Consider the following 20,563-nt stretch of genomic DNA (forward strand, 5'->3'; position numbering starts at 1 on the left):
TGTGTTGTTTCTGAGATTTTCCTGATGGCGCTGCTAATCACTAAAAAATGTATCAACTGTGACATGTGCGAGCCGGAGTGCCCGAACGAGGCTATCTCAATGGGAGACAACATCTACCAGATTGACACCCGCCGTTGCACAGAATGCGTGGGGCATTACGAGACGCCCACCTGTCAGAAAGTGTGCCCGATCCCGAACACGATTATTAAGGATCCGGCGCATGCAGAGAATGAAGAGCAGCTGTGGGATAAATTCGTGCTGCTCCATCATGCCGATAAGATCTAGCTTTCGATAATTACCGTGGCGCAGGCGTAGTGCCGCTCGTCAGCAAGCGTGACGTGTACTGACGTCACGCCCATACGCGCCGCCAGCCGTTCAGCCTCATCCCACAGCCGCAGCTTTGGTTTTCCCAGCTCGTCGTTAAACACTTCAAACTGATTAAACGCCAGCCCGTTGCGGATGCCGGTGCCGAAGGCTTTTGCCGCCGCCTCTTTTACCGCGAAGCGCTTCGCCAGAAAGCGCACCGGCTGCTGGTGCGCCTGATACTGCGCCCATTCGTTCGCGCTCAGCACCCGCTTCGCCAGCCGGTCGCCTGAGCGGGAGATGACCGCCTCGATGCGGTCAATCTCCACGATATCGGTACCGAGCCCCAGAATCGCCATTAGCGACGCGCTTCCAGCATCAGGCGTTTCATCTCAGACACCGCCTCTTTCAGGCCGCTCATCACGGCGCGCCCGATAATCGCGTGGCCGATATTCAGCTCATGCATTTCCGGCAGCGCAGCAATTGCCTGCACGTTGTGATACGTCAGCCCGTGTCCGGCGTTCACTTTCAGGCCTTTGCTCGCGGCGTAGGTGGCGGCTTTCGCGATACGCTCAAGCTCGCGCGCGCGGGTGGCGTCGTCTTCGGCATCCGCATAGCAGCCGGTGTGGATTTCAATGTACGGCGCGCCGACGGCGACCGCTGCGTCAATCTGCGCGTTATCGGCGTCGATAAACAGCGACACCAGAATACCCGCCGCCGCCAGACGCTGGCAGGCGTCGCGCATTTTATCGAGCTGGCCTGCGACATCGAGCCCGCCTTCGGTGGTCACTTCCTGACGCTTCTCCGGCACCAGGCAGCAGAAATGCGGTTTTGTCTCGCAGGCGATGGTCAGCATCTCTTCGGTGACGGCCATCTCGAGGTTCATACGGGTGTGGAGTGTCTGGCGCAGGATACGCACATCGCGATCGGTGATATGACGGCGATCTTCACGCAGGTGAACGGTGATGCCATCCGCACCTGCCTGTTCGGCGATGAACGCCGCCTGTACCGGGTCCGGATAAGCCGTGCCGCGGGCGTTACGCAGCGTGGCGATGTGGTCGATGTTAACCCCTAACAGCAATTCAGCCATGACAATCCTCGTAAATCGACAAAAAGTGCAGGCAGTTTACACCTGGTCGGGAAAGGCTGGCTATGGTTGCGCGGTCAGGCGGTTTCGCCTTCCGGCGGAAGCGGACGTTTTTTAGGCACAAACTGGCGAAACAGCTCGCGGCTCTTTAACGGTTTGCCGCCAAGATACGGTTTGAGCGCCATACGCGTGAAACGCTTGGCGGCGCGCAGGGTGTCAACATCGGGGAATTCGCGGGTGGCGAGCGCTTTGAGCTGGCGGCCGGTAAAGGAGGTATTGTCGATAACGAGGCTTGCAATAAAGCCCTTCTCTTCGCGGTAACGGTACGTCATGGCGTCATCGACTTCATCACCGGTGCCCGCGCAGTGCAGAAAATCGACGCCGTAACCGAGATGCCCGAGCAGCGCCAGTTCAAAGCGACGCAGCGCAGGCTCCGGCGATCCGCTGGCACCCGCCAGCGCCTGAATGCAGTGCAGGTAATCGAAGAAAAGTTCGGAAAAGCGGGTTTCCGGCTCCAGCACGCGCGCGACCAGTTCGTTAACGTACAGGCCGCTGTAAAGCGTGATGCCGGAAAGCGGAAGCGCGAGCGAAACGGCTTCGGCGCTGGTGAGGTTTTTAACGTCGCCGCGCCCGCTCCAGCGCACCAGCAGCGGGGTAAACGGCTGCAGCGCGCCTTTGAGATTAGAACGTTTGCGACGCGCGCCTTTGGCGACCACGCGCACGCGGCCGGATTCTTCGCTGAACAGATCGATAATCAGGCTGGTTTCGCTCCACGGACGCGCGTGGAGCACAAAGGCACGCTGCCAGCCTTCCATCAGGCGGCCTTAGAGATCGTCGACGTAACCGAGACTGCGCAGGGCGCGCTCATCGTCGGCCCAGCCCGATTTCACTTTAACCCACAGCTCAAGGTGCACCGGCGCTTCGAACATGTCCTGCATGTCCTTACGCGCTTCGATGCCGATGGTTTTGATTTTGGCGCCTTTATTGCCAATCACCATTTTCTTCTGCCCTTCGCGCTCAACGAGGATCAGCCCGTTGATGTCGTAACCGCCGCGCTCGTTCGTCACGAAACGCTCGATTTCGACCGTCACCGAATACGGCAGCTCGGCACCCAGGAAACGCATCAGTTTTTCACGGATGATTTCAGAGGCCATAAAGCGCTGCGAGCGGTCGGTGATGTAATCTTCCGGGAAATGATGAATCGCCTCCGGCAGGTGCTTGCGCACAATCGCCGCGATAGTATCGACATTCATGCCTGTTTCTGCGGAGATCGGCACAATATCGAGGAAATTCATCTGGCTGCCCAGGAACTGTAAATGCGGCAGCAGCTCCGCTTTGTCCTGCACGTTGTCGACTTTGTTGATAGCCAGAATGACCGGCGCTTTACCGTCGCGCAGTTTGTTCAGCACCATTTCGTCGTCCGGCGTCCAGCGGGTGCCTTCGACCACGAAAATCACCAGCTCGACGTCGCCGATAGAGCTGCTGGCCGCCTTGTTCATCAGGCGGTTAATGGCGCGTTTCTCTTCCATATGCAGGCCGGGGGTATCGACGTAAATCGCCTGATACTCGCCCTCGGTATGAATGCCCACGATACGGTGGCGCGTGGTTTGTGCCTTACGGGAAGTAATAGAAATTTTCTGCCCGAGCAGTTTGTTCAGCAGCGTTGACTTCCCGACGTTCGGGCGGCCAACGATGGCGATAAACCCGCAGTATGTTTTGGTTTCGCTCATTCCAGCTCCAGTTTTTTCAGCGCCTGCTCAGCGGCTGCCTGCTCCGCTTTGCGGCGGCTGGAACCCGTGCCGACCACCGGTTCGCTCAGGCCACTTACCTGGCAGTGGATAGTAAATTCCTGATCGTGAGCTTCCCCACGCACCTGTACCACCAGGTAAGACGGCAGCGGCAGATGGCGCCCCTGCAGATATTCCTGCAGACGCGTTTTCGGATCTTTTTGTTTATCGCCCGGACTAATTTCATCCAGACGCGTTTGATACCAGGTGAGAATTAAGCGCTCAACGGTCTGGATATCGCTGTCGAGGAACACGCCGCCAATTAAGGCTTCAACGGTATCGGCAAGAATCGATTCGCGACGAAAACCGCCGCTTTTCAGCTCGCCCGGCCCAAGGCGCAGGCACTCGCCCAGCTCAAATTCACGCGCGATTTCGGCGAGCGTATTACCACGCACAAGCGTTGCGCGCATACGGCTCATGTCGCCTTCATCGACACGCGGAAAACGGTGATACAGCGCGTTCGCAATCACGAAACTTAAAATGGAGTCACCCAGAAACTCCAGACGCTCATTATGTTTGCTGCTGGCACTGCGATGCGTTAATGCCTGCTGCAACAGATCCTGATGATGAAAAGTGTAGCCCAGCTTTCGCTGAAGCCGATTAATTACGATGGGGTTCATGCGATACCAATTAATGAATGCGTCAAAAATTCAGCACACGGAACAGGGCTGATGGGGTTCAAAGCTGTTTCGTGTGCCGTGGCTCCCTTGCGGGAGCCAGCCGGAAATCGTCGGGGGAATATTCTATACACAACGACAGGGGATGTCGTTAGTTCCAACAGATTTAATTCGTTAATGAATGCCGCCGATTCGATTCAGGCGCACGCCTGTCGGCCATTCACCTTCCTGCTTCTCGAAACTCATCCAGATAGCGGTCGCTTTGCCCACCAGATTCGCCTCCGGGACGAAGCCCCAGTAACGGCTGTCGGCGCTGTTATCGCGGTTGTCGCCCATCATGAAGTAGTGGCCCGGCGGAACAATCCAGGTGCCGTTCTGCTGGCCCTGCTGACGGTAGTAAATACCGACCTGATCCTGCGCGATAGGCACTGTGAGAATGCGGTGCGTGATGTCGCCTAAGGTTTCCTTACGCTCGGTCAGGCGAATACCGCCGTCTTTGCTTTCGTTTTTCGGCACCTGGAAGAAGCCGCTACTCGCCTCGCCGCCGTTCTGACGGCCAAACGTCTGTACGAAATCGCTCGGCTCGACGTTTGAATAGGTAATCGGCAGCGCGTTCGCGCACGCCTGGCCAGAACTGCAGTTCGGCTGGACGGTCACTTCTTTGGCGACCGGATCGTAGCTGACTTTATCGCCCGGCAGACCAACCACGCGCTTAATGTAGTCAAGGCGCGGATCGCCCGGATATTTAAACACGGCGATGTCGCCGCGCTTCGGATGGCCGGTTTCGATAAGCGTCTTCTGGTAGATCGGATCTTTGATGCCGTAGGCGAATTTCTCCACAAGGATAAAATCGCCGATAAGCAGCGTCGGCATCATGGAGCCAGACGGGATCTGGAACGGCTCATAAATAAACGAGCGAACGACCAGAACCACAGCCAGAACCGGGAAAACCGACGCGCCGGTTTCCAGCCAGCCCGGTTTCGGGCCTGCCTTTTTCGACGCGCCCGCATCCTGCGCATCCGCGGCGGCAAGCGCCGCGCGCTCGCGACGCTTCGGCGCGAAGATAAATTTATCCACGCACCACAAGATGCCCGTCACCAGCGTTGCGATGACCAGGATCAGGGCAAACATATTCGCCATGCCAACTCCTTAGGTTATTTACCGTCTTTCCCAACGTGCAGAATGGCGAGGAACGCTTCCTGCGGCAGCTCGACGTTACCGACCTGCTTCATGCGTTTTTTACCCTCTTTCTGTTTCTGCAACAGCTTTTTCTTACGGCTGACGTCGCCGCCGTAGCATTTTGCCAGCACGTTTTTACGCAGCTGTTTCACTGTGGAGCGGGCAATAATGTGGTTGCCGATAGCCGCCTGAATGGCGATATCGAACTGCTGGCGCGGGATCAGATCTTTCATCTTCTCCACCAGCTCGCGACCGCGGTACGGCGCGTTGTCGTTGTGGGTAATCAGCGCCAGCGCATCGACACGCTCGCCGTTGATCAGCACGTCGACACGCACCATGTTCGAGGCCTGGAAGCGCTTGAAGTTGTAATCCAGCGACGCGTAACCGCGGGAGGTGGACTTCAGACGGTCGAAGAAGTCGAGCACCACTTCCGCCATCGGAATTTCATAGGTCAGCGCAACCTGGTTGCCGTGGTACACCATGTTGGTCTGCACGCCGCGTTTTTCAACGCACAGCGTGATGACGTTGCCGAGATATTCCTGCGGCAGCAGCATGTGACACTCGGCGATAGGCTCGCGCAGTTCCTGAATGTTGTTCAGCGGCGGCAGCTTGGACGGGCTGTCGACATAGACCACTTCGTTATTGGTCATCTGCACTTCATACACAACGGTTGGTGCCGTGGTGATGAGGTCGAGATCGTATTCGCGCTCCAGACGCTCCTGGATGATTTCCATATGCAGCAGGCCGAGGAAGCCGCAGCGGAAGCCGAAGCCCAGCGCCGTCGAGCTTTCCGGCTCGTAGAACAGCGAGGCGTCGTTCAGGCTCAGTTTGCCGAGCGCGTCACGGAAAGACTCGTAATCGTCAGAGCTGACCGGGAAGAGGCCCGCGTAAACCTGCGGCTTCACTTTCTTAAAGCCAGGCAGCGCTTTTTCCGCCGGGTTACGGGCGAGCGTCAGGGTATCGCCCACCGGCGCGCCGAGAATGTCTTTAATCGCGCACACCAGCCAGCCCACCTCGCCGCATTTCAGCTCGGTGCGGTCGATTTGCTTCGGCGTGAAAATCCCGAGACGGTCAGCGTTATACGTCTGGCCGGTGCTCATGACTTTCACCTTGTCGCCTTTGCGCAGGGTGCCGTTCTTAACGCGAATAAGTGAAACGACGCCCAGGTAGTTATCAAACCAGGAGTCGATAATCAGCGCCTGTAACGGCGCGTCCGGGTCGCCTTCCGGCGGCGGGATGTCGCGCACCAGACGTTCCAGCACATCCTGTACGCCCACGCCGGTTTTCGCCGAGCAGCGCACCGCGTCGGTAGCGTCGATACCGACGATATCTTCGATCTCTTCCGCCACGCGCTCAGGATCGGCGGCGGGCAGGTCAATTTTGTTCAGTACCGGCACCACTTCGAGATCCATTTCGATCGCGGTATAGCAGTTGGCGAGCGTTTGCGCTTCCACGCCCTGGCCTGCGTCCACCACCAGCAGCGCGCCTTCGCACGCGGCGAGGGAGCGGGAAACTTCATAGGAGAAGTCAACGTGGCCGGGGGTGTCGATAAAGTTAAGCTGGTAGGTTTCGCCGTCAGAGGCTTTGTAGTCCAGCGTCACGCTCTGGGCTTTAATGGTAATGCCGCGCTCGCGCTCCAGATCCATGGAGTCCAGCACCTGCGCTTCCATTTCGCGATCGGAAAGGCCGCCGCAAATTTGAATAATACGGTCAGACAGCGTCGATTTACCGTGGTCGATGTGAGCGATGATCGAAAAGTTGCGTATGTTCTTCATATAGCGAGATTTTTATGCCTTATAAATCCTGAGAGGCTCGGCGCAACGCGCGGTACTGAGCATGATGTCTCTGGCTGTCTTATGCCTGAAACGCTGCATTCTACACTACAACCAGAAAGCGGGGAAACTGCGTCTCAGGTAAGCATAGACGGCGAATGAAAATCACAGGGAAAGGCGGCGTAAAACACGCAGCAGGTGGTTACCGGCTGTCTGAGGAAGGAGACGTTTCAACGCGCAGCGCATCGGGCGGAAGGCCCACGCTGAGGATAACCGGCTGCCAGCTGTCACGCGACGCGAATTTCGGCGACAAGCCGCGCGCCAGCAGAAAACCGCCCACGCCACCCAGCGCCGCGCCGCACATCGCGGCGAGATCAGAGCCAAACAGCGCCTGGAACACGCCTGCCATGATAAACAGGCCCACCAGCGGCGACAGATAGACCAGCATCGCGGAGCCAAGCAGGCTGCCTTCGGCGATGCCCAGTTCCACTTTCTGCCCGGCTACCAGCGGCTGTTCGCTCGGCACGTTGATATAGTGCGTGTTCTGCGGCCCCAGCTTGTTCAGCACGCGCGTGCCGCAACCGGCGCGGGACGCGCAACTGCTGCAGGAGGCTTTGACGTCACAGCTAAGTACAGCTTCGCCGTTTTGCCACGATACGACCGTGGCCCACTCTTTAATCATTGAGATGCCCTGAAGGTAATGCTGCTCGCGATGCGCTTCGCCGTCGGTGGCGGCAGTTCACCCACCACCGTGATTTCGGCATTATTGCGCACTTCGGTGCTGACGGTGCGTCTGCCGGTGCGCAGCATCTGTTCGCTGCTATTGGCGCTCGCGCGGCTCACGTTAATCGAGAAACTAAACAGCCCGTCAGAATAGAGCCGCGACTCTACCGGCGAATCGACGCCCGGCAGCGGCCGGCGACTGCTGGAAATTTCAGTAAAGCCCTGCGGCAACCACGATGCTGACCAGCCAAACTTAACGTCATCGCCCGCCGGTACGGAGAGAAGCGGCGGCAGCGAGGCTTTCGCCAGATTCTGCATCATCGTGCCGGGCTTATCGTTCACCGTAAAGGAGACGACGCGGAACTGCTCCAGCGTTTCGCCGTCGCGATCCAGCAAATCGACACGCATTGGCAGGCGGGTCTCGCTATCAACCCACGCGATATAACCATAACGGGTGCCATCGCGCGCCACCACGCGGATCACTTCGCAAAGCCGGTCGGCAATGCGGGTGCGCCCGACGGAGATAAAGTCGTAATACGGCGCGAGGCGGCGGAAATCGGTATAAACCAGCGACGGCAGCGAATCGACGATGAAATCGCCGTTCAGGGTAAACGGCTCAAGCCCTGGCTCGAAATAGCTGATTTCCGAACCGCGCTGCACGACTTCGCGACGCGGGCCGTCCAGCTGCAATAATTGTGCGAGGGGCTTATTGTCGAGCCTGGCGTGGCGGTAGCGTAAAGATTCCACACCCTGCTTGTTGATGCTGACAAATGAGAGCTCGTAGTTGAGTGACTGGCTCGCCAGGTTCATTTGCTGCAACAACGCCTCGGACGATGCATCTGCCGAGGCGTTGAAGGAAACGAACAGGCTGCCCGTCAAAAGAGAGACGGCGCACCAAAGTTGCTTCATTACTGCGATTGAGTTCCTAAAGTCTGGTTACCAGGCACTTGTAAGGCGGCCTGCTGCGTCTGCGACTGCTCCAGCTGGAGCTGCTCGGCATGCAGGCGGCGTTGCAGTTCGTAATCCTGCAACATCGCGTTAATGCGGCGACGCTGTTCCTGTACCTGCGGCTGACCGCCTGCGGCGTTGTTATCCGCCGTCGGCACGCCAAGGCTGACCGGGCTGGCTTTACCCATCATCGGCAGCGTATTGAAAACCGGCGCTTCTGGCTGCGCGGTAGCATCAGGTTGACCGTTATAGTGCTGAACGCCGACGATCACCGCCAGCGATACGCACGCTGCCATGCCGACCTGCGTCAGCTGGCTCGCCCAGGGGCGCACTTTGTGCCAGAAGGGCATTTTGCTCCACTGTTGCGGCGCGGGCTGTGATTCAGGGATGAGCGGCGCAACCTGACGGGCGGGCTCATTTTCAATCGCCGCCATGACACGTGCGGAGATATCAAAATGAAGCGTTTCGCCAGTATCGCCACGCAGGGTATCGCGAATGAGGTGATAGCTTTCCCAGGTTTGCTGTAACGCTTTGTCATTTTCGACCGCGCTCAACAATTCGCTGTCCAGTGCTTCCCCATCCATTAAAGCGGAAAGTTTTTCTTTCTGCATGCTTAATACCTTTTCCAGTATCCCGCTATCGTCAACGCCTGATAAGCGGTTGAACTTTATTATCAATGGCTTCCCGCGCACGGAAAATGCGGGAGCGTACCGTACCGACCGGGCAATCCATAATAGCCGCTATCTCTTCATAGCTCAGGCCATCCAGCTCCCGCAACGTAATTGCCATGCGTAAATCTTCCGGGAGTGACTCTATGGTACGGAATACAATTTGTCTCAGTTCCTCAGACAACATTAAGTTCTCTGGGTTCGAAATTTCTTTCAACGCGCCGCCACTTTCGAAATTTTCCGCCTCGTTGGCATCCACATCACTGGATGGCGGACGGCGGCCCTGAGCCACTAAATAGTTTTTTGCCGTATTCACGGCGATACGGTAGAGCCAGGTATAAAATGCGCTGTCGCCGCGAAAAGAATCAAACGCGCGCCAGGCTTTAACAAAAGATTCCTGAACAACATCAGAGACGTCGCCTGAGGGGACATAGCGGGACACCAGATTCGCCACTTTATGCTGGTAGCGAATGACCAGTAAGTTAAAGGCTTTCTGATCTCCCTTCTGGACCCGTTCGACAAGGACCTGATCCGTTAACTGCTCGCTCATCCGAGGTAATGTCTCCCCAAACCTGAATTTCCACGCGTAATCGAAATGCCACCCGAACTCTGCACTGTGAGCAAGCAGAAGCTTAGAGCGCCGGTTGCCCGGAAAGTTCCGTTACGCCTTTGTTTTTGTGCGGCAATGGCGAACGCCAGTTCTACTCATTATATGTTCACAATCTGAATAACGGCCTGCCAGGGCTGTATTTTGTTGCACAGACCGCTTGCAGGGTAACGCAACACCACCATTTTTTCACCTTTAAATCCTGAGGATGCGCGGCGGTACGCAGCGTTTTGAGTATGCGGCTATGCGTTAAGTCAGAATCTCTCTCGTGTTTAGCGTTTACAACGCAGATTAAAAAAAGCGTGTTTGATTTCGCATTACGGTGCTATGCTGGCCAAACCTTGTTTAGTAAATTAAACACGACAATGAATAAGACACCTGAACTTCACTGTGATGTGCTGATTGTCGGCAGCGGTGCCGCCGGCCTTTCACTGGCGCTGCGCCTGGCGGAACATAGCCAGGTGATAGTATTGAGCAAAGGTCCGTTGAGCGAAGGCTCCACCTTTTATGCCCAGGGCGGGATAGCCGCGGTTTTTGACGAAACCGACAGCATCGCCTCGCACGTAGAAGACACGCTGATTGCAGGCGCTGGCCTGTGCGAGCGCAGCGCCGTCGAGTTTGTCGCCAGCAACGCCCGCCACTGCGTGCAGTGGCTTATCGATCAGGGCGTGCTGTTTGACACTGAAGTGCAGTCGAACGGCGAAGAGAGCTACCACCTCACGCGTGAAGGCGGCCACAGCCACCGCCGCATTCTGCATGCGGCGGACGCCACCGGTAAGGCTGTTGCCACGACGCTGATAGATAAAGCGCTAAGCCATCCGAATATCCGCATCCTTGAGCGTCATAACGCCGTGGATTTGATTATCTCTGATAAAATCGGTCTGCCGGGCACGCGCCGCGTGGTAGGTGCCTGGATCTGGAACCGCAATAAAGAAGAAGTGGAAACCTGTCGCGCGAAAGCCGTAGTGCTTGCCACCGGCGGCGCGTCAAAAGTCTATCAGTACACCACCAACCCGGATATCGCCTCGGGCGACGGCATCGCGATGGCCTGGCGCGCCGGTTGTCGCGTCGCGAATCTCGAATTCAATCAGTTCCATCCAACCGCCCTGTTTCATCCGCAGGCGCGCAATTTCCTGCTGACCGAAGCGCTGCGTGGCGAAGGGGCTTATCTTAAACGCCCTGACGGCACCCGCTTTATGCCGGAGTTTGACGAGCGCGCCGAACTGGCGCCGCGCGATATCGTAGCGCGCGCCATTGACCATGAAATGAAACGTCTCGGCGCCGACTGCATGTATCTCGACATCAGCCACAAGCCGGAGGCGTTTGTCCGTCAGCACTTCCCGACGATTTATGAAAAGCTGCTGGGGCTTGGCATCGATCTCACCCGAGAACCGGTGCCGGTGGTGCCCGCGGCGCACTACACCTGCGGCGGCGTGATGGTCGATGAGCACGGACGCACCGACGTCGACGGGCTTTACGCTATCGGCGAGGTGACCTACACCGGGTTGCACGGCGCGAATCGTATGGCCTCGAATTCGCTGCTGGAGTGTCTGGTTTACGGCTGGTCGGCGGCGGAAGATATCCGGCTGCGCCTGCCCTATGCGCGCGAGGTCAAAACCCTGCCCGCCTGGGACGAAAGCCGCGTGGAGCACCCGGACGAACTGGTGGTATTGCAGCATAACTGGCATGAGCTGCGCCTGTTTATGTGGGATTACGTGGGCATCGTGCGCACCACCAAACGTCTGGAGCGCGCGCTGCGGCGCATTACGATGTTACAGCAGGAGATAGAAGAGTATTACGCCAACTTCCGCGTCTCCAACAATCTGCTGGAGTTGCGTAATCTGGTTCAGGTGGCGGAGCTTATCGTCCGCTGCGCCATGATGCGCAAAGAGAGCCGCGGGCTGCACTACACGCTGGATTACCCGGAAACGTTGCCGGAATCCGGGCCGTCGGTGCTCGCCCCGCTGGTTCACATAAACAGGTAGAAAGCTTCCGTGAGCGCGCAATAGGCCGGTGAGTAGTGTTGATCCGGCCCGCGGATCAGCAAATCATCACAGAAGCATTCGCCGGGCGACGGGGAAAACGCCAACAGCACCCGGTGCGGCAGTTTTCCTGCATTTTCGGCCACATCGGTGCGTAGCCGCAAATGCCAGCCTTGTTCACCGGCCAGACGGCTGAACGCTTCGCTGCTGCTTTCCGGCAACACCACGCAGAAGAACCCCTCTTCCGTAATTAACTGTGCCGCACAGGCGAGCAGCGTTCCGTGATCGAGCGTTGTAGTGTAGCGCGCCTGTTCACGGGCGGGCGTGGCGCAGGCGACGCCTTTGTCATAATAAGGCGGATTGCTGACGATAAGCTCGTAACGCTGCGTTTGCTGCTGCGTCCAGGTCTGAATGTCAGCGCTGTGCACCTGAATCCGCGCCGCCCACGGCGAGGCATCAATGTTTTCACGCGCCTGCTCTGCGGCCTGGGCGTCAAGCTCGACGGCATCCAGCGTCACGGTATCCTCGGTGCGCTGCGCCAGCATCAGCGTCAGCAAACCGCTGCCTGCCCCGATATCCAGCACACGCTGCGCTTTCGCAACCGGCGCCCACGCCCCGAGGAGAATGCCATCAGTACCGACTTTCATCGCACAGCGGTCGTGCGCGACAAAAAATTGTTTGAAGGTAAAACCATTGCGGCGTAACGGGGTTTTTGGCTGCGACATCTTTAAGACCTGGTAACAAAACCGCTGTAGCATAGGCGAAAGCGCCGCCGGGGAAAAGGAGAAGCCGGGAAAGGGATGAACATTGGGCGCTGAACGTCTATAATCTGCGCCCCACACTGAGGTAGAAAATGACTGTAACCACTTTTTCCGAACTTGAACTAGATGACAGCCTGCTGGACGCGCTCCAGGAAAAAGGCTTCACCCGCCCGACCGCTATCCAGGCGGCCGCCATTCCGCCTGCGCTCGACGGGCGTGATGTGCTCGGTTCTGCGCCGACAGGCACCGGTAAAACGGCAGCTTATCTGTTGCCGGCGTTGCAGCATCTGCTCGACTTCCCTCGCAAAAAATCGGGGCCGCCGCGCATTCTTATCCTGACCCCGACCCGCGAACTGGCGATGCAGGTTGCAGAGCATGCGCGCGAACTGGCAAAGCATACGCATCTGGATATCGCCACGATCACCGGCGGTGTGGCTTATATGAATCACGCGGAAGTCTTCAGCGAAAACCAGGATATCGTGGTCGCCACGACGGGTCGTCTGCTGCAATACATTAAAGAAGAAAACTTCGACTGCCGCGCGGTGGAAACCCTCATCCTTGATGAAGCCGACCGCATGCTGGATATGGGCTTCGCGCAGGATATCGAAACTATCGCGGGTGAAACCCGCTGGCGCAAACAGACTTTGCTGTTCTCCGCCACGCTTGAAGGCGACGCGATTAAAGATTTCGCCGAACGCCTGCTGGAAGAGCCGGTGGAAGTCTCTGCGACGCCTTCCACACGCGAGCGCAAAAAGATCCACCAGTGGTATTACCGCGCCGATAACATCGAACACAAAACCGCGCTGCTGGTGCATCTGCTTAAGCAGCCAGAAGCCACCCGCTCCATCGTATTTGTGCGTAAACGCGAGCGTGTGCATGAGCTGGCGAACTGGCTGCGTGAAGCGGGCATCAATAACTGCTATCTCGAAGGCGAAATGGTGCAGGTGAAGCGTAACGAGGCGATTAAACGTCTGACCGATGGCCGCGTTAATGTGCTTATCGCCACCGATGTGGCCGCTCGTGGGATTGATATTCCGGATGTCAGCCATGTCTTTAACTATGACATGCCGCGCACCGCCGACACCTATCTGCACCGCATTGGCCGTACCGGTCGCGCCGGGCGTAAAGGCACTGCGATTTCGCTGGTTGAAGCGCACGACCATCTGCTGCTGGGCAAAGTGGGCCGCTACCTTAACGAACCGCTGAAAGCCCGCGTGATTGATGAACTGCGTCCGACCACGCGTGCGCCGAGTGAAAAGCTCACTGGCAAGCCGTCCAAAAAAGCGCTCGCGAAACGCGAAGAGAAGAAAAAAGAGAAAGAAAAAGAGAAGCCGCGCGTGAAAAAACGTCACCGCGACACCAAAAACATCGGCAAACGCCGCAAGCCGAGCGGTAACGCGACAGCGTCATCCGATAAGGCCGAGTGATAAAAAAACCGCCAGCAGATGCTGGCGGTTTTTGTTTTACCCGACGGCGCGCCGCCGGTGAACGAACGTCTGAACTTACAGGCTTTCGGTAAAGGTACGGGCAATCACGTCGCGCTGCTGTTCCGGGGTCAGCGAGTTAAAACGCACGGCGTAACCGGAAACACGGATAGTCAGCTGCGGATATTTTTCCGGGTGCTTAACGGCATCTTCCAGCGTTTCACGACGCAGTACGTTCACGTTAAGGTGCTGACCGCCTTCCACACGCACTTCCGGTTTGATTTCCATCGGAATTTCACGGTATTCGAACTGGCCAAGCTGGCTCACCGGCACGATGTCATCTTCATTGAAACCGGCTTTGGCGCAGACGCAGCGCGCTTCGCCTTTTTCGTTATCGAGCAGCCAGAAAGAGTTCAGCAGACTATCGTTTGCGGCTTTAGTAATCTGGATACCTGTGATCATAAGTTGCCTCCCTGTGGGCGAGTTTGATGCATTCAGCCAGCAGGCGTCAGAACAGGCGGCTGGCTAATTGGTAAAACCAATGTTGTCTTATTGTTTTATATACCACCAAAGGGCGGTCATTCTTTGATTTAAATCAAAATAAACCACTCTATGAATGCGGGTATAACATAAAGGAATTGCTTTACATCAACTTAGCGCTGTCCTGAACCTTCGGGAATTTTGTAAATCTGCGTCATGCACGGCCCGGTTTTGTTCTTCGGAAATAAGGCGTTAAGCTTAGGAAACAGAAAATCGCAGGAGAGCGGGATGACCGATAAACTGACCTGGCACGACGTGCTGGCTGATGAAAAAGAAAAGCCTTACTTCAAAAAGATCCTGACCACCGTTGCCGCCGAGCGTGAAGCAGGCGTCACCATCTATCCGCCGCAGAAAGAGGTGTTTAACGCGTTCCGCTTTACCGAGCTTGGCGATGTGAAAGTGGTGATCCTGGGACAGGATCCTTACCACGGGCCGGGACAAGCGCATGGCCTCGCCTTTTCGGTACGTCCGGGCGTCGCGCCGCCGCCATCGCTGGTCAACATGTATAAAGAGCTGGAGCAGTCGGTGCCGGGCTTCACCCGCCCTTCTCACGGTTATTTAGAAAGCTGGGCGCGCCAGGGCGTTATGCTGCTTAATACCGTGCTGACGGTACAGGCAGGCAAAGCGCATTCGCATGCCAATCTGGGCTGGGAGACCTTTACCGATAAAGTGATCTCGCTGATTAACGAACATCGCGAAGGCGTAGTGTTTCTGCTCTGGGGCTCACATGCGCAGAAGAAAGGCGCGATTATCGACCGCAACCGCCACCATGTGTTGCAGGCGCCGCACCCGTCGCCGCTCTCCGCGCATCGCGGTTTCTTCGGCTGCGGTCATTTCGTCAAAACGAATCAGTATCTGGAAAGCCGTGGCGAAGCCCCCATCGACTGGATGCCCGTTCTGCCGGAAAACGCCCAATAAAAAACCTCCCGCAGGAGGCTTTAACGTTTATCACGCCAGCCTTACGCTGGCGTTTTTTTACGCTTTATTCTGACGCCACCACTCGGCGAGCAGAACGCCGGTCGCGACAGAAACGTTCAGGCTTTCTACATTGCCGGTGCCGTCGATGGAGAGGCTTAAATCGGCATTCGCCTGCGTCGCTTCAGAAATACCTTCGCTCTCCTGGCCCAGCACCAGCACCATTTTCTTCGGCAGCGTCGCTTTAAAGAGCGGCGTACCTTTATGGCTGGAGGTAGTCACGATGGCGTAACCGGCAGCGCGGAACTGCGCCAGCGCGTCGCTGAAACTGTCGCCAGTAATCGGCTCGACATGCTCGGCACCGCCTTCTGCGGTACGCACCGCCGCGCCGGATTCCAGCAGCGAGGCGTCCTGCACGACCACGCCTTTCACGCCGAAGTGCGCGCAGCTGCGCACAATAGCGCCGAGGTTATGCGGGTTGCCCACATCTTCCAGCGCCAGCACGCAATCTTCATCGCCCGCTTTACTCAGCCAATGGTCAACGCTCGCGCCGCTGCGTTTTTTAATCAGGAAGCAGACGCCGCCGTGATGCTCGGTGCCGGAGGCTTTGGTGAGCTCCGCGTCATCCACCACGTGATACGCTTTGCGGTTCGCCGCCATCCAGCGCAGCGCTTCTTTAAAGCGCGGGGTCACGCTCTGGATAAACCAGGCGCGAACGATAGATTCCGGACGGCTCTGGAACAGCGCCTGACAGGCGTTTTCGCCATAGACGCGGGTCTCTTCGGCGCGCTGACGGCGCAGCACTTCCGGATCGATAAAACTTTTGCCACTGATGCCGCCGTGATCCGGCTTCGCTGGCGCTTCAGCACCCGGCGCGCGGGAAACGGTGCGCCATGGGGACGCCTCACGGTCGCTGTCGCGGTCCCGGCTGCGTTCACGGTCAGACGGTCTGTCACTGCGCGCAGCACGACGACCGCCTTCCGGTTTACCGTTGCCAGCGGGACGACCGCCGCCTTTTCCGGTACGCGGGTTTGAGCTGCGTTTGTCCGTATTTTCATCACTGCGGACATACATCACTTTGACCTTGCCGCTCTTGCCTTTAAATTCGTCGTTCATGTCTTTCTCCACCTGCGCTGCGCGAAGCGCGCAGATTACCCGATGTGTCCGCGCTTAGCCATTCTTTCGCGCAAAAGCTAATAACTATTGTACTCATTGGATAAAACGGTTTGAGCCTCGAAACATTCTTGCAGATACTGGATAACATTATCGAAACATAGCCGACGTTTCCGCGTCGGTTTCTGTCACCTGCAACCCAGAGGTTAGCTATGAATACCGTTTGTGCCGCTTGCCAGACTGTCAATCGCGTGGATGAAGAGCGTATTGAAGACGGCGCGAAGTGCGGCCGCTGTGGCCACGCGCTGTTTGACGGCGATGTGATTAACGCCACCAGCGAAACGCTGGATCAGCTGCTTAAAGATGACCTGCCGGTAGTGATTGATTTCTGGGCGCCGTGGTGCGGCCCGTGCCGTAGCTTTGCGCCGATCTTTGAAGATGTCGCCGAAGAGCGCAGCGGCAAAATACGCTTTGTAAAAGTGAATACCGAAGCCGAGCCGGAGCTGAGCGCGCGTTTTCGCATTCGCAGCATCCCGACCATCATGATGTTCAAAAACGGACAGCTGGTGGATATGCTCAACGGCGCTGTGCCAAAAGCGCCGTTCGATACCTGGCTGAACGAAGCGACGAACGAAGCCGTATAACGTCTGCCGCGGGGCGCGTCTTGTGCCCCGCGATTCCCTCTGCGACAATGGCGTTTTTGCCGACTTCCCATGACTGAAAACGCCGTCCTTCGCCTGCGCGCCGAGCGCCTGGCACGCGCCACCCGCCCTTTTCTCGCCCGCGGCAACCGTATTAAGCGCTGCCAGCGTTGCCTGCTGCCGTTACGACACTGCTTATGCGACACGCTGCAACCCCAACCGGCCCGCAGCCGTTTCTGTCTGGTGATGTTTGATACCGAGCCGATGAAGCCCAGCAATACCGGCAGGCTTATCGCCGATATTCTGCCTGATACGGAGGCGTTTCAGTGGTCGCGTACCGAGCCGCCCGCCGCGCTTCTTGAACTCGTGGCAAACCCTGACTATCAGCCTGTGGTGGTGTTTCCGGCGTCTTACGCCGATGCCGGACGCGACGTGCTGACCGCCCCACCGCGTACCGGCAAGCCGCCGCTTTTTATTATGCTCGACGGCACCTGGACCGAAGCGCGCAAAATGTTTCGCAAAAGCCCTTACCTTGACGCGCTGCCGGTGATGTCAGTGGATTTAACGCGGGTATCGGCCTATCAATTGCGCGAAGCGCATGCCGACGGGCAGTACTGTACGGCGGAAGTGGCGATAGCGCTGCTGGACGGCGCGGGCGATACCGCGGCGGCGCAAGGCTTAAGCAATCACTTTGCGCTGTTTCGCGAGCGCTATCTGGCCGGTAAACCACATCATCAGGGCAGCGTCACAGCAGCGCAGGCAGAAAGCGTTTAAAATCATCAGGTCACTTCGACGCCGGAGGAAATGATGAGCCAACGTGGCCTGGAAGCGCTGTTACGTCCCAAATCCATCGCCGTCATCGGCGCGTCGATGAAACCCGACAGAGCCGGTTTTCTGATGATGCGCAATCTGCTGGCGGGCGGTTTTAGCGGGCCGGTTTTGCCGGTGACGCCTGCCTGGAAAGCGGTTTGCGGCGTGCTGGCCTGGCCGGATGTCGCAAGTCTGCCGTTTACGCCCGATCTCGCGGTGCTGTGTACCCACGCAAAGCGCAACCTGGCGCTGCTGGAGGCGCTCGGCGAAAAAGGCTGTAAAACCTGCCTGGTGCTCTCATCGCCCCCGGAACAACATGCCGAACTACTGGCCTGCGCGGCGCGCTTTCAGATGCGCCTGCTCGGCCCGAACAGTCTGGGGCTGCTGGCACCGTGGCAGGGTCTTAACGCCAGTTTCTCGCCGGTGCCGATCCGCAAAGGCAAGCTTGCGTTTATTTCGCAGTCCGCCGCCGTTTCAAACACCATTCTCGACTGGGCGCAGCAGCGCCAGCTCGGCTTCTCCTGGTTTATCGCGCTGGGCGACAGCCTGGATATCGACGTCGATGAACTGCTCGATTACCTGGCCCGCGACAGTAAAACCAGCGCCATTCTGCTCTACCTGGAGCACCTGAGCGACGCCCGGCGCTTTGTCTCCGCCGCCCGTAGCGCCTCGCGCAATAAACCTATTCTGGTCATCAAGAGCGGACGCAGCCCCAGCGCGCGTCGCCTGCTGAATACCCACGCCGGGCTGGACACAGCCTGGGATGCGGCAATTCAGCGCGCCGGTCTGCTGCGCGTGCAGGATACCCATGAGCTGTTCTCGGCGGTGGAAACCTTAAGCCATATGCGCCCGCTGCGCGGCGAGCGACTGATGATTGTCAGCAACGGCGCCGCCCCTGCCGCGCTGGCGCTGGACGAACTCTGGCGGCGACAGGGAAAACTCGCCACGCTCGATGACGCCATGCTGACGCGGCTGCAGCAGCAGTTGCCGGAAGGCATCCACGCCGACAACCCGCTCGACCTGCGCGATGACGCCACGCCCGCGCGGTATCTGAAAGCGATCGAAGCGCTGCTGGACAGCCACGATTTCGACGCGCTGATGGTTATCCACTCGCCGAGCGCCGCCGCGCCAGGCAGCGAGAGCGCCCGCGCGCTGATCGATCTCTTTAACCGCCACCCGCGCGGCAAGTATGTGACGCTGATTACCAACTGGGGCGGCGAGTTTTCTTCCCAGGAGGCGCGTCATCTGTTCAGCGAAGCGGGTATTCCCACCTATCGCACGCCGGAAGGCGCAGTCACCGCCTTTATGCATATGGTGGAGTATCGCCGCAACCAGAAACAGCTGCGGGAAACCCCAGCGCTGCCCGCTACGCTCCCGGCGGATACCGCTCAGGCGCACCAGCTGTTGCAGCAGGCGTGCGCCGAGGGCGTGACGCAGCTCGATACTCATGAAGTGCGTCCGATTCTGGAAGCTTATGGCCTGCACACGCTGCCGACATGGATAGCGGGCGACAGCGCCGAGGCGGTGCATATCGCGGGAGAGATTGGCTACCCGGTGGCGCTGAAGCTGCGCTCGCCGGATATTCCGCATAAATCTGAAGTTCAGGGGGTGATGCTTTATCTGCGCACCGCCCACGAAGTGCAGCGCGCGGCGGACGCGATGCTTGACCGGGTGAAAATGACCTGGCCGCAGGCGCGCATTCACGGTCTGCTGGTGCAGAGCATGGCGAACCGCGCAGGCGCGCAGGAGCTGCGGGTGGTGGTTGAGCACGACCCGGTCTTCGGGCCGCTGATTATGCTGGGCGAAGGCGGCGTCGAGTGGCGTCCTGAGGCGCAGGCCGCCGTCGCGCTGCCGCCGCTGAACATGAATCTGGCGCGTTATCTGGTGATTCAGGCAATCAAGAGCGGCAAAATTCGCGGGCGTAGCGCGCTGCGTCCCCTGGATATCGCAGGCTTAAGCGAGCTGCTGGTGCAGGTGTCTAACCTGGTGGTGGATTGCCCGGAAATTTCACGGCTGGATATTCATCCGCTGCTTGCTTCGGGCAGCGATTTTACGGCGCTGGACGTCACGATGCAGCTTGCGCCCTTTAGCGGTGATGCAGACGCGCGGCTGGCGGTTCGCCCCTATCCGCACCGTTTAGAGGAGTGGGTGACGCTGAAAAACGGCGAGCGCTGCCTGTTCCGCCCTATTCTTCCCGAAGATGAACCCCAGCTACAACGCTTTATCTCGCAGGTGACGAAAGAAGATCTTTATTACCGTTACTTTAGCGAGATCAATGAATTTACCCATGATGATTTAGCCAATATGACCCAGATCGACTACGATCGAGAAATGGCTTTTGTGGCGGTACGTCAGCAGACAGGCAGTGAGGAAATTATCGGCGTTACCCGCGCCATTTCCGATCCGGATAATATCGACGCCGAGTTCGCGGTCCTTGTCAGATCCGATCTGAAAGGCCTCGGCCTCGGGCGTCGGCTGCTGGAAAAATTGATAGCCTACACGCGCGATCATGGTTTATCGCGGCTGAATGGCATTACCATGCCGCATAACCAGGGGATGGTGGCGCTGGCCCGCAAGCTTGGGTTTAGCGTCGATATTCAGCTGGATGAAGGCATCGTTGCCCTGAGCCTGGCGCTGGCAAAACCTGCCGATTCGTGAGTAAGGTACTGGAAATGTTGACCACTTT

Annotated in this window: 21 protein-coding genes; 7 read left to right on the forward strand and 14 right to left on the reverse strand. The window is 58.0% G+C overall.

What is annotated here, in order from left to right; translation table 11 throughout:
* Positions 1 to 24 precede the first annotated feature (24 nt).
* A complete protein-coding gene (locus ACUW6V_RS15375) occupies positions 25 to 285 on the forward strand; it encodes a YfhL family 4Fe-4S dicluster ferredoxin (protein WP_097649176.1) in 261 nt (86 codons plus the stop codon).
* Here ACUW6V_RS15375 and acpS read toward each other — a convergent pair.
* The 11 genes from acpS to rpoE form a co-directional block, all read right to left on the reverse strand.
* Positions 282 to 662, reverse strand: coding sequence for a holo-ACP synthase (gene acpS, locus ACUW6V_RS15380; protein WP_004387384.1), 381 nt, complete (start codon positions 660 to 662; stop codon positions 282 to 284). The two genes, ACUW6V_RS15375 and acpS, sit on opposite strands and share 4 nt — an antisense overlap.
* Complete coding sequence (pdxJ, locus tag ACUW6V_RS15385; protein WP_007700675.1) at positions 662 to 1,393, reverse strand: pyridoxine 5'-phosphate synthase; 732 nt, start codon at positions 1,391 to 1,393, stop codon at positions 662 to 664. The genes acpS and pdxJ overlap by 1 nt, the downstream gene beginning before the upstream one ends.
* Before the next feature lie 74 nt (positions 1,394 to 1,467).
* On the reverse strand, positions 1,468 to 2,205 hold the full coding sequence (recO, locus tag ACUW6V_RS15390) for a DNA repair protein RecO (protein ID WP_004387382.1): 738 nt from the start codon (positions 2,203 to 2,205) through the stop codon (positions 1,468 to 1,470).
* Between the two features lie 9 nt (positions 2,206 to 2,214).
* Complete coding sequence (gene era / locus ACUW6V_RS15395; protein ID WP_007777363.1) at positions 2,215 to 3,120, reverse strand: GTPase Era; 906 nt, start codon at positions 3,118 to 3,120, stop codon at positions 2,215 to 2,217.
* Entirely contained in the window at positions 3,117 to 3,797 is a 681-nt protein-coding gene (gene rnc / locus ACUW6V_RS15400) for a ribonuclease III (protein WP_004387379.1), read from the reverse strand. Before rnc ends, era begins: the two co-directional genes overlap by 4 nt.
* 171 nt (positions 3,798 to 3,968) lie before the next feature.
* Entirely contained in the window at positions 3,969 to 4,934 is a 966-nt protein-coding gene (gene lepB, locus ACUW6V_RS15405; protein ID WP_032992448.1) for a signal peptidase I, read from the reverse strand.
* Positions 4,935 to 4,948: 14 nt separating this feature from the next.
* Positions 4,949 to 6,748 (reverse strand): translation elongation factor 4, encoded by a 1,800-nt coding sequence (gene lepA, locus ACUW6V_RS15410; protein ID WP_004387377.1) that lies wholly within the window; start codon positions 6,746 to 6,748, stop codon positions 4,949 to 4,951.
* Positions 6,749 to 6,947: 199 nt separating this feature from the next.
* Positions 6,948 to 7,427 carry a SoxR-reducing system protein RseC gene (gene rseC / locus ACUW6V_RS15415; protein ID WP_032974187.1) on the reverse strand — a complete coding sequence of 160 codons (480 nt, stop codon included), beginning with the start codon at positions 7,425 to 7,427 and terminating at the stop codon, positions 6,948 to 6,950.
* Positions 7,424 to 8,377, reverse strand: coding sequence for a sigma-E factor regulatory protein RseB (gene rseB / locus ACUW6V_RS15420; RefSeq protein WP_032968359.1), 954 nt, complete (start codon positions 8,375 to 8,377; stop codon positions 7,424 to 7,426). The genes rseC and rseB overlap by 4 nt, the downstream gene beginning before the upstream one ends.
* Positions 8,377 to 9,027: an anti-sigma-E factor RseA gene (rseA, locus tag ACUW6V_RS15425; RefSeq protein ID WP_032974188.1), complete on the reverse strand. Its 651-nt coding sequence runs from the start codon at positions 9,025 to 9,027 to the stop codon at positions 8,377 to 8,379. The genes rseB and rseA overlap by 1 nt, the downstream gene beginning before the upstream one ends.
* Before the next feature lie 31 nt (positions 9,028 to 9,058).
* Positions 9,059 to 9,634 carry an RNA polymerase sigma factor RpoE gene (gene rpoE / locus ACUW6V_RS15430; RefSeq protein ID WP_004387373.1) on the reverse strand — a complete coding sequence of 192 codons (576 nt, stop codon included), beginning with the start codon at positions 9,632 to 9,634 and terminating at the stop codon, positions 9,059 to 9,061.
* Between the two features lie 422 nt (positions 9,635 to 10,056).
* Here rpoE and nadB point away from each other — a divergent pair, with 422 nt between their 5' ends.
* Positions 10,057 to 11,676 carry an L-aspartate oxidase gene (gene nadB / locus ACUW6V_RS15435; RefSeq protein ID WP_454038568.1) on the forward strand — a complete coding sequence of 540 codons (1,620 nt, stop codon included), beginning with the start codon at positions 10,057 to 10,059 and terminating at the stop codon, positions 11,674 to 11,676.
* Here the strand turns inward: nadB and trmN are convergent.
* Complete coding sequence (gene trmN, locus ACUW6V_RS15440; protein ID WP_097641684.1) at positions 11,661 to 12,398, reverse strand: tRNA(1)(Val) (adenine(37)-N(6))-methyltransferase TrmN; 738 nt, start codon at positions 12,396 to 12,398, stop codon at positions 11,661 to 11,663. The two genes, nadB and trmN, sit on opposite strands and share 16 nt — an antisense overlap.
* A gap of 128 nt (positions 12,399 to 12,526) precedes the next feature.
* Here trmN and srmB point away from each other — a divergent pair, with 128 nt between their 5' ends.
* Positions 12,527 to 13,861, forward strand: coding sequence for an ATP-dependent RNA helicase SrmB (srmB, locus tag ACUW6V_RS15445; RefSeq protein ID WP_007870105.1), 1,335 nt, complete (start codon positions 12,527 to 12,529; stop codon positions 13,859 to 13,861).
* Positions 13,862 to 13,936: 75 nt separating this feature from the next.
* Here the strand turns inward: srmB and grcA are convergent, their stop codons facing one another.
* Positions 13,937 to 14,320: an autonomous glycyl radical cofactor GrcA gene (grcA, locus tag ACUW6V_RS15450; RefSeq protein ID WP_004387369.1), complete on the reverse strand. Its 384-nt coding sequence runs from the start codon at positions 14,318 to 14,320 to the stop codon at positions 13,937 to 13,939.
* A gap of 306 nt (positions 14,321 to 14,626) precedes the next feature.
* On the opposite strand from grcA, the gene ung reads away from it, so the two are divergent.
* Positions 14,627 to 15,316 carry a uracil-DNA glycosylase gene (gene ung / locus ACUW6V_RS15455; protein ID WP_014728269.1) on the forward strand — a complete coding sequence of 230 codons (690 nt, stop codon included), beginning with the start codon at positions 14,627 to 14,629 and terminating at the stop codon, positions 15,314 to 15,316.
* A gap of 57 nt (positions 15,317 to 15,373) precedes the next feature.
* Here ung and ACUW6V_RS15460 read toward each other — a convergent pair whose 3' ends face one another.
* Positions 15,374 to 16,429: a tRNA/rRNA methyltransferase gene (locus ACUW6V_RS15460; protein WP_454038569.1), complete on the reverse strand. Its 1,056-nt coding sequence runs from the start codon at positions 16,427 to 16,429 to the stop codon at positions 15,374 to 15,376.
* Between the two features lie 209 nt (positions 16,430 to 16,638).
* Here ACUW6V_RS15460 and trxC point away from each other — a divergent pair, with 209 nt between their 5' ends.
* The 3 genes from trxC (at position 16,639) to ACUW6V_RS15475 (ending at position 20,535) form a co-directional block, all read left to right on the forward strand.
* Positions 16,639 to 17,070, forward strand: coding sequence for a thioredoxin TrxC (gene trxC / locus ACUW6V_RS15465; protein WP_007851786.1), 432 nt, complete (start codon positions 16,639 to 16,641; stop codon positions 17,068 to 17,070).
* A 69-nt stretch (positions 17,071 to 17,139) separates the two neighbouring features.
* Entirely contained in the window at positions 17,140 to 17,841 is a 702-nt protein-coding gene (locus tag ACUW6V_RS15470) for a tRNA-uridine aminocarboxypropyltransferase (RefSeq protein ID WP_054625240.1), read from the forward strand.
* 33 nt (positions 17,842 to 17,874) lie between these two features.
* Positions 17,875 to 20,535, forward strand: a complete 2,661-nt coding sequence (locus ACUW6V_RS15475) for a bifunctional acetate--CoA ligase family protein/GNAT family N-acetyltransferase (RefSeq protein ID WP_063264182.1) — start codon at positions 17,875 to 17,877, stop codon at positions 20,533 to 20,535.
* The last annotated feature ends 28 nt before the right edge of the window (positions 20,536 to 20,563 follow it).

Source organism: Cronobacter sp. 153480017-3 (assembly GCF_053627815.1).